Source organism: Stenotrophomonas sp. YIM B13575 (assembly GCF_042787595.1).
GTDB classification, from domain to species: domain Bacteria; phylum Pseudomonadota; class Gammaproteobacteria; order Xanthomonadales; family Xanthomonadaceae; genus Stenotrophomonas; species Stenotrophomonas lactitubi_B.
This window is the reverse complement of sequence record NZ_JBHZOP010000152.1, coordinates 1-16,482: the sequence shown is the minus strand read 5'-3', so window position 1 is coordinate 16,482 and position 16,482 is coordinate 1. Positions and strand designations below refer to the sequence as shown.

Here is a 16,482-nt window from a genome sequence, read left to right as displayed (position 1 = left end):
GCCGGGCCATGCCCAGCGGGATACATCGTGGCGTCCGCCGGGCATGGCCCGGCGCTACCGTCATCGTGCGATCAATCGCCGCCCTGGTCGGCGTTGGCGGCGCAGGTGAAGGCCTTGCGCTTGTCCACCAGGCGGCCCATCAGGCGGTCGCTCAGCGGCAATGCGTCGCCATTGAGTCGCCAGTCGTAGATCACGCTGAAGGCCAGCACGCGGGCAACGTACTCGCGTGTTTCCTTGTAGCTGATGGTCTCGATCCACAGGTCCGGATCGAAGCCCGGGCGCTGGGTCTGCCAGCGTGCGGTCGGCGTCGGGCCCGCGTTGTACGCGGCGATGGTCACGTAGGGCAGGCCGTCGTACTTGTTCATCAACTGCCGCAGGTACGCGCTGCCGATGGCGATGTTGGTGTCCGGGTCGTACAGGCTGTCAGCGCCGCCGTAGCCGGTCAGGCCGATGGACTTGGCGACACCGGCACCGGTCGCCGGCAGCACCTGCATCAGGCCCATGGCGTTGGCAGGCGAACGCGCGCGCGGGCTGAACACGCTTTCCGCACGGATCTCAGCGGCCACCCAGGCCGGGTCCAGCGCATTGCGCGCCGACTCGCGACGGATCGTGGCGTCGTGGTGCAGCGGGAAGCGCAGGTCGTACAGGCGCTGCTCCTGCTTCTGCTTGCCGAGCGAGAACACCGCGCGGTCGAACCAGCCGTTGTCCTGCGCCACGCGCACCGCGAGGCGGCGCTGGGTGTCATCGAAGCGCGACAGTGCGTTGTTCCATTCGGCCACCGCCCAGCCGGCGCGGTCGATCTGGTACAGCGCCATCGCGCGCTGGATGGCCGGATCGCGGGCGACCACGGCTTGCGCCTGCGCGCTGTCGTCGGGCTTCCACGGACACAGCGTGTAGGGCTGCTGCAGCTTGTCCGCCGCCAGGAAGCCATGGAAGGTCGGCGCGCGTGCGGCTTCGCGGAACAGCGGCTGCGCCTGCTGTGCCTGGCCGGTCTTTTCCAGCATGCGGCCTTCGAAATAGCGCCAGCGCGAATCGTTGCGCTGGGTCGGGCCCATCTTGCGGATCGCTGCCAGCGTCGCCGGCCAATCGCCGCGCGACATTGCTTCGCGTGCGCGCCATTCGTGCAGGCGTTCGTCGTAGGCCGCATCGGGTACGGCATTCAAGCGGCGGGCAGAGTCGGGCAGGTAGGACGCCACCGTCCACAGGGCGATCTGGTAACGCACCTGGCCCTGCTGTTCGGCGCTCAGGCCCAGCGCCTGCGCGTACTGCGGCAGCTGCTGTTCGGTGGCGTCCGGATCGGCCTTGGCCAGCTTGGCCAGGCCATCGGTGGCGATGCGCCGGCTGCGCTCGTTGCGCGGCCAGTTCAGGGCACTGGCATTGGGCTTGTCGACGAAGGCGGCGTAGGTGTTGGCCAGCGCCAGATCGCCCGCCTGCAGGCCGCGCGCGGCCGAGCGCATCACCGCCGGCTGCTGTGCATCGGCAGCGGCATCGATGCGCTCCCAGCGCAGTGCATCGCTCATGCCACCCTGCGCCTGCAGCACGGCGAACACGGCGTCGCAGGCATCAGGCAGTGACTTGCCGTTCTTGCGCCACAGATCCTGGGCTTCACCGATCCACTGCGGGTCCACCTTGCCGGTGGCCTGGCGCGCCGTCAGCTGCGCACAGCGCAGGCCGAGGTTGTCGGTCGGCACCCAGTTGGCCAGCAGCGTCGGCCAGTCCTGCCGGCGTGCTACAGAGGGCAGCCAGGCGCTGCGGAAGCTGTTGGCCACGGCCTGGCCCTGGTAGCGCTTGAGGAAGGCCTGTGCCTGCGCCGTATCCACGGTGTCGATGTTGCGCCGCAGGTTGGCGAACTCCAGCCAGCCATACGCTGGATGGCGGCTGAGCGCAGCGGCCTGGCCGGGATCGAACTGGCCACGTTCGGCGGCCGCGATGGCGGCCTTCAACTGGGCGTTCTGGGCATCGAGGGACTGGGCACTCGCGCAGCCGATCAGCAGCGTGGTGGCCAGCGGGAGCAGGGACAGGGCGGTCGAAGATCGTCGGGTCATGGCGACCAGCATAGCGGGCGGTGGCTGAATTCAGTTTCTCATTTCGTACACGGCAGCAGAGGGCAACGACAGCTGAATGATGAGGTGATCCGCACTGCCGCGAGGGCAGCTGATCGGCGTAGGTTTGGGCTGGGGCGACCGGCCCTGCTGCAGGGAGCGGCACATGGCATTCAGTAGCGCAGGAAGAAGCGGCCCGCTGGCGGACATCAACGTCACGCCACTGGTGGATGTGATGCTGGTGTTGTTGATCATCTTCATCGTGACCGCGCCGATGTTGTCGCGGCCGATCAACGTGCAGTTGCCGCAGGCCACCGATCGCGTGGTGGATCGCCCCGAACCGCCACCGCCGATCGAGCTGCGCCTGGATGCGTCCAGCCAGTTGAGCTGGGACGGGCAGCCGATGGCCATCGGCGATCTGCAGTCGCGCCTGCAGGCGCAGGCCAGCGAGCATGCCGGCAACCTGCCGGAGCTGCGCATCAGCACCGATCCGTCGGCCGAGTACGACGGCATGGCCAAGATCCTGGCTGCTGCCGAGGCCACCGGCATGGAACGCATTGCGTTCGTGCAGTGAGCGGGTCACCAGTGCGGCCTTCCTGATGGAGGGCCGCACTTGGGCAGCAGGCGCTGGGAAGGGCGCCGATGTAGATCACCGCCTTCGGTGAATACGTAGCCAAATGACGTTATCTGCTCTCAGAATCGTCAAATCTGCGTGAAAGAGTGTCGGGCATCACGCCGCGATCTTTACCGCTTGTTTACAAAGGAGACGCTGCCGCCATGCAGGGGGGAGCGCGGCAGTCCATGTCCCGACATTCCTTTGGAGAGAGAGCGAATGAATTACCTGCACCACCGCCCCTTGGCGGTTGCCGTCGCGCTGTGCGTGACCGCCCTGGCACCGATGGGCGCTGCTGCCCAATCGACCACCACCAATCTGGACGCGATCGAAGTCACCGGTACCCGCATCAAGCGCGCTGAAGTGGAAGGCCAGGTGCCGGTCCAGACCCTCAATCGCGCCGACATCGAACGCACCGGCCTGACCTCGATCGGTGAAGTGCTGCAACAGCTCACAGGTTCCGGCTCGGCGCTCAATGCCAAATTCAATTCGTCGGGCAACTTCGGTTTCCCGCCCGACGGCAGTGGTGTTGGCGCGGGTTCGGCGCAGGTGGACCTGCGCCATCTGGGTGCCAAGCGTGTACTGGTGCTGGTCGATGGCATCCGCTGGGTCAACGAATCCTCGGCCTCGGGCGTCGGCTCGGCCACCGACCTCAACACCATTCCGCTGGCGATCGTTGAACGCATCGAAGTGCTGGAAGATGGCGCGTCGTCGCTGTACGGCTCCGATGCCATCGCCGGTGTGGTCAACATCATCACCCGCCGCGATTTCGACGGCGGCCAGGTGACGTTGAACTATGGCCAGTACGGCAAGGGCGATGGCACGCAGAAGGGCGTGGACCTGGCCTGGGGCAAGAGCGGCGACCGCTTCAGCCTGTTCCTGGGAGCAAGCTGGACCAAGCAGGACCCGGTATATGCGAAGGACCGCGAGCAGTCGCGCTTTCCGATTCCCGGCACCGGCCTGGCCTTCGGCAGCGGCGGCATTCCGCAGGGGCGCTTTGCCTTCGTCGATCCCAACACCGGTGCCGAACAGGACATCGTGCCCAACACCGGCGTGAGCAGCCCGCGTTACGACGGCAGCGCCGGCTGCAACCGCACCGACGACTACCACTGCTTCACCAGCGCCGACCGCTTCAACTTCGCCGAATACAACATGGTGCTGACGCCATCGGAACGTAAGGGCCTGTTCGGCCAGTTCCGTTTCGACATCACCGACAACGTGCAGTGGTACGTCAAGGCACTGGGCAACCGCCGCGAGTCGACCAACCAGGCCGGCCCGGAGCCGCTGTTCTTCGGCCCCGATGGCGCCACCGGCAATCCGCTGGCCGACAACATCGTGGTCTCGGCACTGAACCCGTACAACCCGTTCGGCTTCGACCTGGTGTCGTCCGGCAACATGAGCCTGATCGGTCGCCGCCCGGTGGAAGGCGGCGCGCGCGTATTCGAGCAGAAGGTGGACACCACGTACTTCGCCACCGGTCTGGTCGGCAACTTCCAGGCGGCCGACCGCAGCTGGTACTGGGACGTCAACGGCATGTACAGCAAGAACAAGGCCGAGCAGACCAACTACGGCAGCTACAACATCTACAACGTCAACATGGCGCTGGGCGATCCGGCGGTGTGCGCGGCCACGCCGGGCTGCGTGCCGCTGAACATCTTCGGTGGCGCAGGCTCGATCACCCCGGACATGCTGCGCTGGATCCAGCCGGTGGTGCGCGACCGCAGCCAGAACGAACTGAGCCTGTTCACCGCCAACCTGTCCAGCGATCTGTTCACCCTGCCGGCCGGCCCGGTGTCCTTCGCCACCGGCCTCGAACACCGCAAGTACAAAGGCTCGTACCAGCCTGACCCGCTGACGGTGATCGGCCACTACAACGGTGTACCGTCGCAGCCGACGTCCGGTTCCTACGACGTCAACGAAGCGTACCTGGAGCTGAGCGTGCCGATCTTCGCCGACTCGGCGCTGGGCAAGAAGCTGGACCTGAGCCTGGCCGGCCGCTACTCGGATTACTCGACCTTCGGTGGCGAGTTCACGCCCAAGTACGGCCTGCGCTGGCAGGTGACCGATGACTTCGTGCTGCGTACCACCTACGCCGAAGGCTTCCGCGCACCGTCGATCGGTGAGCTGTACGGTTCGGCTGCGCGCGCTGACCTGCAGCTGTTCGATCCCTGCTCGGTCGGCCTGGGTGGCACGCCGCCGCGCGGCAGTGCGGCCAACTGTGCCTCGCTGGGCGTGCCGGCGGGCTTCCAGCAGGCCAACTCGCAGATCTCGGTGACCACCGGCGGCAACCGCGAGCTGGAACCGGAGCGGTCGCGCAGCTTCAGTGCCGGCTTCGTGTGGAGCCCCTGGTTCGGCAACGATGCGTCGTGGTCGGAGCGCTTCGACGTGGAAGTGACCTTCTATCGCCACAACATCGATGGCGCGATCCAGGCGATCAACGCGCAGACCCAGCTGGACCTGTGCGTGGATACGCTGGACCCGATCTACTGCGATGGCATCACCCGTGCCAGCACCGGTGCAGTCAGCAGCTTCAACAACCGCCTGACCAACCTGGGTTCGATCAAGACCGATGGTTGGGATGTGGATCTGTTCTGGACCCTGCCGCAGAGCTCGATCGGCCAGTTCAAGCTGGGCTGGAAGAACACCTTCGTCGGTCGCTATGAGGCCACCGGTGCGGCCGGCCAGCGGCAGCCGCAGAAGCCCGGCGTGGAAGTGGCCGACAGTTCGATTCCGGAATGGACCAGCAACGCCAGCATCGGCTGGACGCTGGACAACTGGAGCGCCAACTGGACGGTACGCCACATTTCCGAACTGACCGAAGACTGCGGTGACGCCGTGGCGTTCCCGGTGTGCAGCAACCAGGCTGCCGGCACCAACACGCTGTCGGCCACCACCTTCCATGACGCGCAGGTGGGCTACAAGATCGACTGGATGAAGGGGCTGCAGCTGACGGCCGGTCTGAACAACGTGTTCGATAAGGATCCGCCGATCTGCCTGTCGTGCTCGTTGAACGGCTATGACGCCTCGACCTACGACATCCCGCGTGGCCGCTACTGGTACCTGCGCGCGGACCTGCGGTTCTGATGAGGTGACGGCGCCGGGCTCAGCCCGGCGTCCCCATGTGGAGGTAGAGCCGAGCCCATGCTCGGCTCGATCGCCCACAACGTTGCGAAAGGCAGCCGAGCATGGGCTCGGCTCTACAGGTGCGGGGCGATCGTGCCCCGCGCCTGCTCAGAACGACCAGGTGAAGGTCAGCGAACCGTTGCGACCATCGCCATACGCGCCGTAGCCATTGATCTGCGAGAGATACTTCTTGTCCAGCAGATTGTTGAGGTTGGCCTGCACGCTGAATTCCGGCGAGATGCGGTAGCGCACGAACGCACTGACCAGGGCGTAGCCACTCTGCTCGATACGGCCATAGGCCGGCACCGGGTAGTAGATGCGGTTCTGCCAGTTGGCACCGCCACCGACAGTCAGTTCCTGCAGCGACTGCGGGGTGTAGCTGGTGAACAGCTTAAGCGCGGTCTGCGGCAGATTGGTGTTGATGTCGGCGTCGTTGGCATCCTTGGCCACGTAGCGGGAGGCGCCGAACGTGGCGTTCCAGCCCGGTGCCAGTTCGCCGTTGAGCTCGAACTCGAAGCCACGGCTCACCGTGCCGCGTGCGGCGCGATAGGCAAATTCGTTCTGGCTGCCGGGCACCGGCTCGCCAGTGATCTGGCCGACGTTGTCCTGTTCGATGCGGAACACCGCCAGCGAAGCATTCAGACGGTTGTCGAACCAGGCGCCCTTGACGCCCACTTCGTAGCTCTTGCCATCCACCGGGTCCAGATAGCTGCCGTTGCGGTCCTTCAGCGTCTGCGGCTGGAAGATCTCGGTGTAGCTGGTGTACGCCGAGTAGGTGTCGTTGATGTCGAACACGAGGCCGGCATACGGCGTGGTTTCCTTGTGCGAGCGGTCGGCGTTCTCGCCTTCGCTCTTCCAGTCGGTGTAGCGTGCGCCGATGATCAGCTTCAACGGGTCGGCCAGTGACAACCGTGCGGCGACGTAGCCGGCCTTCTGGGTAATGGTGCCTTCGCTGGCCAGGGCCAATGGGTTCCAGTTCGGCTCACTGATGTTGCCGGTCCAGTTCAGATAGCTGGCAAACGGGTTCCACGGCAGGCCAGCGCCGCCCACCTGATAGTCGCCATAGTTGGCGTACTCGCGCTTGTTGTAGCTCAGGCCGGCCATGAACTGGTGCTCGCGGCCGAACAGCTGGAACGGGCCGTCGACATAGCCATCGACACCGGTGACCTTGCGCTCGGTGTTGTAGAAGCCGGCCGAGGGCGAAATGCCCGCACCGGTGGTCTTGTCGAAGTTCGACGCGCCGGTGGTCCAATCGTTGTACGCGGGGTAGAACAGCTTGTCGTCGGCCTTGGTCTGGTCATGCGTTGCGCCGATCTTGAACTTCCAGCCGTTGCTGAAGGCGTGCTGCAGGGTGGCGAACGCGCGCTTGCTGGTGGTGTCCCAGTAGGTCCAGTTCGGGCTGGCGTTGAACGATTCGTCGTACGGCGTCGCGCTGCCGTCGGAGTACAGCATCGGGAAGCCACCCCAGGTCGCGCCGTTCGCGCGTTTCTGCTGGTAGTCGTAGCCCACGCTGAGCTGGGTATCGGGGGTCAGGTCGGCGTCGATCACCGCATAGCCCAGTGTCTTGCGCTGGTTGTAGCGGTCCATCTGCCCATCGGTGTCCAGGTAGCTGCCGATCACACGGCCGCGTACGGTGCCGCTGGCGTTGAGTGCGCTGCCCACGTCCACGGTGGTGCGGGTGCGGCCCCAGCTGCCGACGTTCACCGACACGCTGCCGGTCAGCTCGGCGCTGTCGGCGTGCTTGCGGATCAGGTTCACCGATGCCGACGGGTTGCCGGCGCCACTGAGCAGGCCGGTGGCGCCGCGCACCACTTCCACGCGGTCGTACAGGGCCAGGTCCAGGCCGGAGTCGCCGTAGCTCCAGTTCTGCACCATCTGCGTGGGCAGGCCATCGAACTGGTACGCATCGATGTAGAAGCCGCGTGCGTAGAACTCGGTGCGCTCGCTGTCCGACTGCGTGCTGGTCACGCCGGTGGTGTTGCCCAGCACGTCGATGATGTCGTCCAGCTGCTGATCTTCGATGCGCTGATGGCTGATGATGCTGACCGATTGCGGGATTTCGCGCGGCGCCAGGTCGAAGCGGGTACCGGCCGAAGTGCGGCGCACCGAATAGCCTTCCGCACGCTCGCCCTTCACCACGACCTTGTCGAGGGTGGTCGGGTCGGCGGCGGCTTCGGCGAAGGGAGCGGGGGCGGCGGCCACGCACAGGGCGGAGAGCACCGCTGCGGACAGGCGATGCGGCAGCAGGGGGGAGGTCGAACGGTTCATCAAGGTTCCTGGACGGGCACGTGCGTGCGTCCGACCGGCTTCCCGGATGGTCTGGCGCCGCGGCTGGTGGGGATCTCGCGCCGCTGGCGAAGCCCTGCGTTTCAGGGCGGTGGCTGGGCAATGCGAGGACGGACGAACCGTCCTGGCTGCCCGGAAAACGCCAATATCGTAATGGGAATTGTTTCCATTTACAAATGGGCCAGCGGCTGTGCCTGCGTTCGGCGCGACAGGACTATTCGTCGGGAATCAGGCGTTCAGCAAGGATATTCAGGCGCGGCAATTGCCCCTCGATGCCGTCGGCATATTCGATGGAGATCATCACGTTCCGCTCGAGCCCACGGATGTCGGACACATGGATCCTGCCGGTCAGGTACTCGGGCGTGGTACGCACCGGTCCGGCATAGCGGGCGCCGGGGTCCAGGCAGGCCATCGCGCTGCGGATGTTGGCCGAGGCAAATTCGGTGGAGGAATGGGCAAGCAGCCAATCGCAGAACCGCTTGCCTGCCGGATTGCCCTCGTGCGTGCAGCCCTTGCTCCACGTGTTCCAGTCAGTAACCAGTTCGATCGACTGGCTGGCGCCCACCGGCGTGCTGTTGGCGAAGGCGAGCATCTGCGCGCATATCGGCTCGCGCGGCGCCTGCAGCGTGCTGCAGCCCGTGGCCAGCAGCATGATGGTGATCAGCAGCGGGGTGCGACCAAGTGCGGCCATCGGCGTGCTCTCCCTGTCACTGCGGTTGATGATGGGGGCATGCAGGTGAAGAGTCGAGCTTGCAGAACTGCCTGGCAGCGGTCGGCAACGTGTGACTCTGCGAGGCAGCTCAGCGCAGCAGCGGCAGCGGATCGCGAGCCCCGTCTTTCCCGTAGATGCCCCAATGCAGATGGGGCGGCGTGCCCTTGGCGTTGCCGCTGTCGCCGACATGGCCGAGCAGGTCGCCGGGTTGCACCACCTGTCCGCGCGCCAGGCCATCGGCCCAGTCTTCCAGGTGTGCGTAGTAATAGCGCTCGCGTCCCGGGCCGATGACCCAGACCTGGCGGCCACCGAGGCCGCTGTCGCGGATGTCGGCGACAACACCGGGGGTAGCACTGCGCACCGGCGTGCCGCGCTTGCCGAAGATGTCGATGCCGGCATGGCTGCGGTCGCGACCGCGCGGCGCACCGAAGGTATCGGCGATCTGGCGCGGGCGGACGCCGTCCACCGGCACCGGCAGCTGCGTGGCCGGCGGCATGCGCGAGAGTGTCCACAGCATCTTCGGTGCGGCGGCCCACGGGCTGTTCCAGAAGGCCATCGCCGCGATGATGGCAATGGCCAGGCAAAGGCCACGCAGGAGCCAGCGGCGCAGGCGATGGGCGGGCGAGTGCAGTGTATTCATGGTCTCCGAACGTAGAGTCGAGCCATGCTCGACGGCTTCGGTTCTTGGGGATACGCCAGGGAAAAGCAGTCGAGCATGGCTCGACTCTACAGAAGCGCTGCCAACGGCACGTCGAAGCCGCGCTTCAACGTGCCCAGCGCCACCGACGTGCGGAAGCGCTCGATGTTGTCATCCGCACCGAACAGCCGCTCGGTGATCGCCTCGTACTCTTCCATCGATGCCGCCGAGAGCAGCAGCAGGAAATCACCATCACCGGTGATCGAGTAACACTGCTGCACGGCAGGATCGTCCTGCACGCGGCGGCGGAACGGGGCGACCTTCTCACGCTGCTCGCTGACCACGCGCACCTCGACGATGATGGTCAGCGGCCGGCCGATCTTCGCGGCATCGATCACCGCCACATTGGCGGCGATCACGCCGCTGTCCTGCAGGCGCTTGATCCGCCGCTGCACGGCCGGGGTCGACAGGTGCACGGCTTCGGCGATCTGCCGTTGCGGCAGGGTGTTGTCCTGCTGCAGCAGGGCGAGGATGGCGCGGTCGAAGCTGTCCAGCACGGGGGCAGTGGCCATGGTGAGCAGAAGTTGCACGGACGGGCCGTCAATTGAGCCAAGTGCTCGCCGCCGGCGCAATAGACTGGCGGCATGCAGACTTCTCGAATCGCGCCGATGTTGCCGGCGCTGGCGGTGCTCGGCTCGGTCACCGCACTGGCCATCGGTACCTCCTACGCCAAGCAGCTGTTTCCGTTGATCGGTGCGCAGGGCACCAGCGCGCTGCGCGTGGGCTTCTCGGCGCTGTTGCTGCTGCTGTTCTGGCGGCCATGGCGCTGGAAGACCAGCCGCGTGGATGCGATCACGATCCTGCGTTACGGCCTCACCCTGGGCCTGATGAACCTGTTGTTCTACATGGCCTTGCGCACGATCCCGTTCGGCATCGCGGTGGCCATCGAATTCACTGGCCCGCTGACGGTGGCGATGCTGTCGTCGCGACGGCCGATCGATTTCCTCTGGGTGGGCTGTGCGGCGGTCGGGCTGCTGTTGCTGCTGCCGATCGGCGGCGGCCCGGCACTGGACCCGGTGGGCGTGCTGTACGCCATGGGCGCGGCGGCCTGCTGGGGCCTGTACATCGTGTTCGGCAAGCGCGCCGGCCACCTGCACGCCGGGCATTCGGTGTCGCTGGGGCTGTTGGCTGCGTCGCTGGTGGTGGTGCCGGTGGGCGTGGTGCATGCCGGCGCGGCGTTGCTGGAACCGAAGATCCTGCTGGCCGGGCTGGTGGTGGCGCTGGTGTCCAGCGCGATCCCGATGTCACTGGAGATGATGGCGCTCAAGCGCCTGCCGAAGGAGACCTTCGGGATCCTGATCAGCATGGAACCGGCGGTGGCCGCGCTGTGGGCGATGCTGCTGCTGCACGAGCACCTGCATGGACTGCAGTGGCTGGCGATCGGCTGCACGGTGCTGGCCTCGGTGGGCAGCACGATGACGGCAAGGCGGTTGAAGGTGCCGGTGGCGCAGGCGGGGTAGCGCCGGGCCAGGCCCGGCGGAGAGCGTGCGGACCAACGGTCCGCACCCACCAGGTCAGCCTGCCAACGGGGTCTGCACCCACCAGGGTAGCGTGCCAACCAAGGTTGGCCCCTACCAGGGTCGGTAGCGCCGGGCCATGCCCGGCGAGCGCAGCGGCAGCGTTAGCGCAGGGCGTCGGCGGGGACGTCGATCGCCATCGCCAGGGCCAGATGGTCGGAGAACGCGGCCGGTACCGCTTCCACGTTGCGGGTCTGCAGACCGCTGCTGACCAGGATGTGGTCGATGGCGCGGTCGGGGCGCCAGCTGGGGAAGGTCGGCACGATGCAGCCCGGCGGCTGCAGGCGGGTCTTCTGGTACAGCACCTGCATTTCCGGCCGTTCGGCCAGGCAGTTGAAGTCGCCCATCAGCACCGCATTGGGATGGTCGGACAACAGCTCGGCGATGAAACCGAGCTGGGCCATCCGCGAACCTGCGCCCAGCGACAGATGCGCTACCGCAACCGCCAGGCCATCACGACCATCGCCGAACTTGGCCAGCAGCACGCCGCGCCCGCCGATACGGCCGGGCAGGGCGTGGTCCTGCACTTCCACCGGTTCCAGCTTGCTCAGCAGGCCGTTGGCGCTGGAGGCGACGCCGCCCATGCGCCGGTTCGGCTGGTGGCTCCAGTAATTGAAGCCGGCGCGCTGGGCCAGGTAATGGGTCTGGTTGGTGAAGCCCGAGCGCAGGCTGCCGGGGTCGGCCTCCTGCAGGCCGACGATGTCATGACCGCGCGCCAGAGTGGCAATCGCGTCAAGGCTGCTGCGCTTGCGACCCGCCGGCAGCGCATGTGACCAGCTGCGGGTCACATAGTCGCTGTAGCGGCGGGTACTCGAGCCGGCCTGGATGTTGGCCGTCAGCAAGCGCAGGGTCCGTGTTGTGGGGGAAGTCACGGCCGGGAAAACGTCTCTTTAATCAGTGAGCCTGGGCCGCACCGCGTTCGCGGGCGATCAGGTGGTCGGCAATGCGCAGCATGTCCGGGAAGCTCTTGCCCTTTACCAGGTACTTGCCGTTGACGATGATCGACGGCGTGCCGCTGATCTGGCTGCGCTGGGCGAACTGCTTGGCCGAGTTGGTCTTGGCATTGACCGCGAAGCTGCCCATGGTGGCGGCGAACTGCTTCGGATCGACGCCGTAGGCACCGTAGAACTTGGCGATGTCTTCGACCGAATCAGCACCGCGCTCACCCTTCAGGGTCTTCTGCGAGTGGATGGCCGAGTACAGCGCTTCGTGGGTCTTCTCCTGCACGCCCAGGGTCTGCGCGGCGTAGAAGGCACGGGCGTAGTTGTCCCAGGTGCCGCCGAACATGGCCGGCACGTAGACGAAGTTCACATCGCTCGGCAGGCCAGCCTTCCACGGGCCGACCAGCGGCTGGAACGCGGCACAGGCCGGGCAGACGTAACCGAAGATCTCGACCACTTCGACCTTGCCGGCCGCCGGCTGGAACGGCTGGCCGTTCGGGATCAGCTGGTAATCGGCGCCTTCCACCGGGGCCGGGCCGGTCAGCGCGGCGGTGGTCGGGGCAGGGGCGGCGCTGGCGGCGGTCTTGTCACCTTCGGCAGCCGGTGCAGCGGCTTCGCTGCCTGCCGCCGGCGCGGCCGGTTCGGTGCTGGCCGGGGCCGCGGCCGGTTCTGCCGGGGCGGAGGTATTGGTGGTGCCGTCGTCGGCCTTGCAGGCGGCCAGGATCGGCAGCAGCGCTGCGAGGGCGAGGGCGGCGAAACGGGTCTTCATGGAAACGTCTCCAGCATCTGGAAAGGTGGGGCCGGCGTCAGGCACCGGCCAGAGGGAAATGATGACATGCGGCGGCGACAGCGCCGTGTCGATGGTGTGAGTTGGTTCAGCGGCCGCGGGCAGCGCGGGCCTGGGCGATCAGCGCCGAGGCGATGCGCAGCTGGTCGTCGAAGCTCTTGCCACGCACCAGGTACTGGCCATTGATGATGATGGCCGGGGTGCCCGGCACCTGGGTGCGCTGGGCGAAGGCACGGGCGGCATCGACCTTTTTCTGTACCGCTTCGCCGCGCAGGGCCTGCGTGTAGCGCTCCGGGGTCACGCCGTAGGCCTTGTAGAAGCTGGCGAGCTCATCGGCCGAGACGTTCTGCATCGGCAGCGTGCCGTCATCGTGCAGGGCCTTGAACACGGCGGCGTGGCTGCGCTTGGCTACGCCCACTTCGTCGGCGGCGTAGTAGGCCAGGGCCCAGGCATCCCAGGCACCGCCGAAGGCGGCCGGGACCGGGGTGAAGCGCACGTCGGCCGGCAGTTTGGCGGCCCACGCGGCCAGCTGCGGTTCGAAATGGGCGCAGTGCGGGCAGGTGTAGCCGAACACCTCGACCACTTCGATCTTGCCGGCCAGCGGCTGGAACGGGCCAGGCTGGGCGATGCGCTCGTAGTCTTTGCCTTCGACCAGCGGGGCGTTGGCGGGGGTGGCGGCGCAGGCCGCCAACGGCAGCAGCACCAGCAGGGACAGCAGAAGGCGGGGAATCAACCTCATCGACACGCATCTCCGTTGAAAATGACAACGCCGGCGCAGCCGCCGGCGTGAAGGAAACATACCGCAGCGGCGGGCCGTCGTGGCGACCCGCGCCGACCAGTGGCGGTCAGGGGGCGGCGGCCGGTCGCGTCGAAGCGCCTTCGGCGGCGAGGTCGTCGGCCTTGTTGTGCAGGCCCTGCAGGTAGCTGGAAAGGGCCTGCACCTCCTGCTCGGTCAGCTTCTGCGCCACCGTGGCCATGATCTGGAAGTGCGCCTTGTCGGTCTCGTTGGTCTGCCCGGCCTGGTATTCCTGCAGGCGCCGGGCGACATAGCTGGCGTGCTGGCCGCCGATGTGCGGGTAGGCCGGACCCGGGTTGCCGGCGCCACTGGGGCCGTGACAGGCCATGCAGGCCGGCAGCCCGCGCTGGGCGTCGCCGCCGCGGTAGAGCTGCTGGCCGATCTGGTAGAACTTCATGCCCTTGTACGGGCCTTCGGCCACCAGCGTGTCGTCGGCGATGCCGGCGTTGGCCTTCTGGGTGGCGAAGAACGCACCGATATCGCGCATGTCCTGCGGGGTGAGGTTCTGCACGAAGGGCACCATCGCCACGGCGGCGCCGGAACTGCGCTGGCCGTTGGCGATCAGGGCCATCTGCTGGGCGACGTAGCGCTCGCTCTGGCCGGCGATGCTGGGATACATCTCCACCGTGGAATTGCCATCGGCACCATGGCAGGCGGCACACGCAGTGGCCTTGGTCTGGCCGGCCTTGGCATCGCCCCAGGTGGTCTTGCTGAAATCCACCTCAAGCGAGGCGGTCCTGATCGGGCCGTTGTCGGGCAGCGGGGTCAGCGTGGTCTGCGCGAAGGCAGCAGCGGCAACAACGGCAGTAGCAAGGGCGGATACGGCAAGAACGCGAGCGTGGCGCATGCTGAAGCTCCGTATGGACCGGCCGGGCGGCGGCGGCCGGCATCGCCCGGATTATCAACGCCGTTTCCGTACACGGTCAACGCAGCAGTGCAGCATTTTCCCGCGGGAGGCCCACGGGCCGGGCGCGCGGCGCCGCAACATGCGATCCTATGCGCATGTCATTGCTCATCGAACGCGCCCAATACCACCTCTCTGCCCACAACATGGGGCAGCTGCCGCCCGATGAAGGGTCCGAAGTGGCCTTTGCGGGTCGCTCCAACGCCGGCAAGTCCAGCGCGCTCAACGCGCTGACCCGCCAGAACAGCCTGGCCCGGGTCTCCAAGACCCCTGGCCGGACCCAGCAGCTGGTGTTCTTCCAGGTCACCCCGGACGCCCATCTGGTCGATCTGCCCGGTTACGGCTACGCCAAGGTGCCGCTGGACCTGCAGGCGCACTGGCAGGCCTTCATCGACCGCTACTTCCGCACCCGCGATGCCTTGAAGGGCCTGGTGGTGGTGATGGACATCCGCCATCCGCTGAAGGACTACGACCGGCAGATGCTGGCCTACGCCGTGCAGCGTGGCCTGCCGGCGCATGCGCTGCTGACCAAGGCCGACAAGCTGAGCCGCAGCCAGCAGATGCAGACCCTGCAGAAGGTACGCAAGGAACTGCATTCGTCGTTCGGCGATACGGTCAGCGTGCAGGTGTTCTCCGGCGCCGCCCGTACCGGCGTGGATGAAGCCCGCGGCATCATCGGCGGCTGGCTGGGGCTGGAATAAGTAACAGGGCGCCGGGCCTTGCCCGGCGACACTTCTGTAGAGCCGAGCCCGCGCTCGGCTGCCGCGCGTAGCGCGGCGAGACCCTGATGGCCGAGCACGGGCTCGGCTCTACACGGGGTCATTTCAGCGGCGAGAACTCCGCCGGTATCCACGCATAGGCCTTGCCCTCGCTGCGGACGTGACCCAGGCCGGGGAAGGGCAGGTGCGCGCCGGCGACCCACCAGCCCTTGGCGGTGGCTTCCTGCAGCACGCTGCGACGGCTGGCCGTAGCCGCCTTGCGGTCCGAATCGGCCTCGAATGCCGCTTCCGGGTGCGCGAACTGCACGGCATGGAAATGCAGCACGTCGCCCCACACCAGCAGTGACTGGCCCTGGCTGTCGAAGCGATAGGACACGTGCCCCGGCGTGTGGCCGTGGGTATCCATCGCCACCGCGTGGCCGGGCAGGGCGTCGCCAGGCTGGAAGGTGCGCAGGCGGCCGGCGGCCTGGTACGGCGCCACCGCATTGCGTGCCAGCGCGAAGGCGAAGCGCACGCCTTGCGGCGCCGTGGCTTCGCTGGCCGGGTCGAGCCAGTAGCGGGCATCGGCCTTGGACAACCACACCGTCGCATTCGGATAGGCCGGCTTGCCCTGTGCATCGAGGATGCCGCACAGGTGATCGGGATGGGCGTGGGTCAGCAGCACCTCATCGATCTCGGCCGGGTCCACGCCCGCCGCACGCAGGTTGCCCAGCACCTGGCCCTGGTCAGGGCCGAAGCACTGCGCGGTGCCGGCATCGACCAGGGTCAGGTGCTTGCCCTGGCGCACCAGGAAGGCGTTGATCGCGGTCTGCAGGCCTTTCTTGTCTTCGGGCACGTAGCGGCCTTCGAGCAGGCGGCTGACCAGCGTTGGCGGCACATCGACCACTTCCTGCCGGCCGAGCGCGACCACGCCATCGAACAGGGCGGTGACCTGCAGTGCACCGATGCGCTGGTGCTGCACGCCCGGCACTTGCTGGGTGGGAGCGGGCGAGGTGGCCTCGGCCAGCGCGGCCAGCGGCAGGGAGGACAGGGCCAGCAGCAGGGCGGTGCGCAGCGGCAGGTGGCGCAGGGTCATGGCGGTTCTTCTCGATGCGTGATGGGCAGGCCCGGTGCGCACAGCGTGCCGTGTTGCGCGTGCGTGCGGCGCTCAAACCACTGCGCGGAATGCTCAAGGGGGGTTGTCGGCAGGGCTGCGCCCTGCACCCGCAGAGGCAACGGCCGAAGCAACAGCAGAAGCGGGCTTCCTGTGGGGAGGCGGGGTGGGTCCGGTTGCGGGGGACGCTGCAAGTACGTCCATGTAAGCTCGGTCGCCGCATCCATGCGGCTCACGCCCCCGCAACCGGAC

The 16,482-nt window shown here is 67.1% G+C and carries 14 protein-coding genes; 4 read left to right on the top strand and 10 right to left on the bottom strand.

Annotated features, from left to right (window positions below; all coding sequences use genetic code 11):
* Positions 1 to 71 precede the first annotated feature (71 nt).
* Positions 72 to 2,057 carry a transglycosylase SLT domain-containing protein gene (locus tag ACFX4F_RS19375; RefSeq protein ID WP_380657923.1) on the bottom strand — a complete coding sequence of 662 codons (1,986 nt, stop codon included), beginning with the start codon at positions 2,055 to 2,057 and terminating at the stop codon, positions 72 to 74.
* Between the two features lie 151 nt (positions 2,058 to 2,208).
* On the opposite strand from ACFX4F_RS19375, the gene ACFX4F_RS19370 reads away from it, so the two are divergent.
* Entirely contained in the window at positions 2,209 to 2,616 is a 408-nt protein-coding gene (locus ACFX4F_RS19370) for a biopolymer transporter ExbD (protein ID WP_099820943.1), read from the top strand.
* A 324-nt stretch (positions 2,617 to 2,940) separates the two neighbouring features.
* Complete coding sequence (locus ACFX4F_RS19365) at positions 2,941 to 5,739, top strand: TonB-dependent receptor (RefSeq protein WP_380657925.1); 2,799 nt, start codon at positions 2,941 to 2,943, stop codon at positions 5,737 to 5,739.
* A gap of 147 nt (positions 5,740 to 5,886) precedes the next feature.
* On the opposite strand, the gene fhuE is transcribed toward ACFX4F_RS19365, so the two are convergent.
* The 4 genes from fhuE to ACFX4F_RS19345 all read right to left on the bottom strand — a co-directional run bounded on the left by fhuE (position 5,887) and on the right by ACFX4F_RS19345 (position 9,985).
* Positions 5,887 to 8,046 (bottom strand): ferric-rhodotorulic acid/ferric-coprogen receptor FhuE, encoded by a 2,160-nt coding sequence (fhuE, locus tag ACFX4F_RS19360; protein ID WP_380657920.1) that lies wholly within the window; start codon positions 8,044 to 8,046, stop codon positions 5,887 to 5,889.
* 232 nt (positions 8,047 to 8,278) lie between these two features.
* Complete coding sequence (locus ACFX4F_RS19355) at positions 8,279 to 8,755, bottom strand: hypothetical protein (RefSeq protein ID WP_380657918.1); 477 nt, start codon at positions 8,753 to 8,755, stop codon at positions 8,279 to 8,281.
* A gap of 109 nt (positions 8,756 to 8,864) precedes the next feature.
* Positions 8,865 to 9,416: a M23 family metallopeptidase gene (locus ACFX4F_RS19350; RefSeq protein WP_099820947.1), complete on the bottom strand. Its 552-nt coding sequence runs from the start codon at positions 9,414 to 9,416 to the stop codon at positions 8,865 to 8,867.
* A gap of 86 nt (positions 9,417 to 9,502) precedes the next feature.
* Positions 9,503 to 9,985, bottom strand: coding sequence for an Lrp/AsnC family transcriptional regulator (locus ACFX4F_RS19345; RefSeq protein ID WP_099820948.1), 483 nt, complete (start codon positions 9,983 to 9,985; stop codon positions 9,503 to 9,505).
* 72 nt (positions 9,986 to 10,057) lie between these two features.
* Between ACFX4F_RS19345 and ACFX4F_RS19340 the strand changes: the two genes are divergently transcribed.
* A complete protein-coding gene (locus tag ACFX4F_RS19340) occupies positions 10,058 to 10,933 on the top strand; it encodes an EamA family transporter (RefSeq protein WP_089236864.1) in 876 nt (291 codons plus the stop codon).
* Positions 10,934 to 11,094: 161 nt separating this feature from the next.
* Here ACFX4F_RS19340 and ACFX4F_RS19335 read toward each other — a convergent pair whose 3' ends face one another.
* The 4 genes from ACFX4F_RS19335 to ACFX4F_RS19320 all read right to left on the bottom strand — a co-directional run bounded on the left by ACFX4F_RS19335 (position 11,095) and on the right by ACFX4F_RS19320 (position 14,361).
* Positions 11,095 to 11,832 (bottom strand): endonuclease/exonuclease/phosphatase family protein, encoded by a 738-nt coding sequence (locus ACFX4F_RS19335; protein ID WP_218946652.1) that lies wholly within the window; start codon positions 11,830 to 11,832, stop codon positions 11,095 to 11,097.
* Positions 11,833 to 11,884: 52 nt separating this feature from the next.
* Positions 11,885 to 12,700 carry a thiol:disulfide interchange protein DsbA/DsbL gene (locus ACFX4F_RS19330; RefSeq protein WP_380657914.1) on the bottom strand — a complete coding sequence of 272 codons (816 nt, stop codon included), beginning with the start codon at positions 12,698 to 12,700 and terminating at the stop codon, positions 11,885 to 11,887.
* A gap of 106 nt (positions 12,701 to 12,806) precedes the next feature.
* Positions 12,807 to 13,457, bottom strand: a complete 651-nt coding sequence (locus tag ACFX4F_RS19325; RefSeq protein WP_093818001.1) for a thiol:disulfide interchange protein DsbA/DsbL — start codon at positions 13,455 to 13,457, stop codon at positions 12,807 to 12,809.
* Positions 13,458 to 13,563: 106 nt separating this feature from the next.
* Positions 13,564 to 14,361, bottom strand: coding sequence for a cytochrome c (locus ACFX4F_RS19320; RefSeq protein ID WP_099820952.1), 798 nt, complete (start codon positions 14,359 to 14,361; stop codon positions 13,564 to 13,566).
* Positions 14,362 to 14,516: 155 nt separating this feature from the next.
* Between ACFX4F_RS19320 and yihA the strand changes: the two genes are divergently transcribed.
* Entirely contained in the window at positions 14,517 to 15,119 is a 603-nt protein-coding gene (yihA, locus tag ACFX4F_RS19315) for a ribosome biogenesis GTP-binding protein YihA/YsxC (RefSeq protein ID WP_099821017.1), read from the top strand.
* 118 nt (positions 15,120 to 15,237) lie between these two features.
* On the opposite strand, the gene ACFX4F_RS19310 is transcribed toward yihA, so the two are convergent.
* Complete coding sequence (locus tag ACFX4F_RS19310; RefSeq protein ID WP_380657911.1) at positions 15,238 to 16,212, bottom strand: MBL fold metallo-hydrolase; 975 nt, start codon at positions 16,210 to 16,212, stop codon at positions 15,238 to 15,240.
* Positions 16,213 to 16,482: the final 270 nt, after the last annotated feature.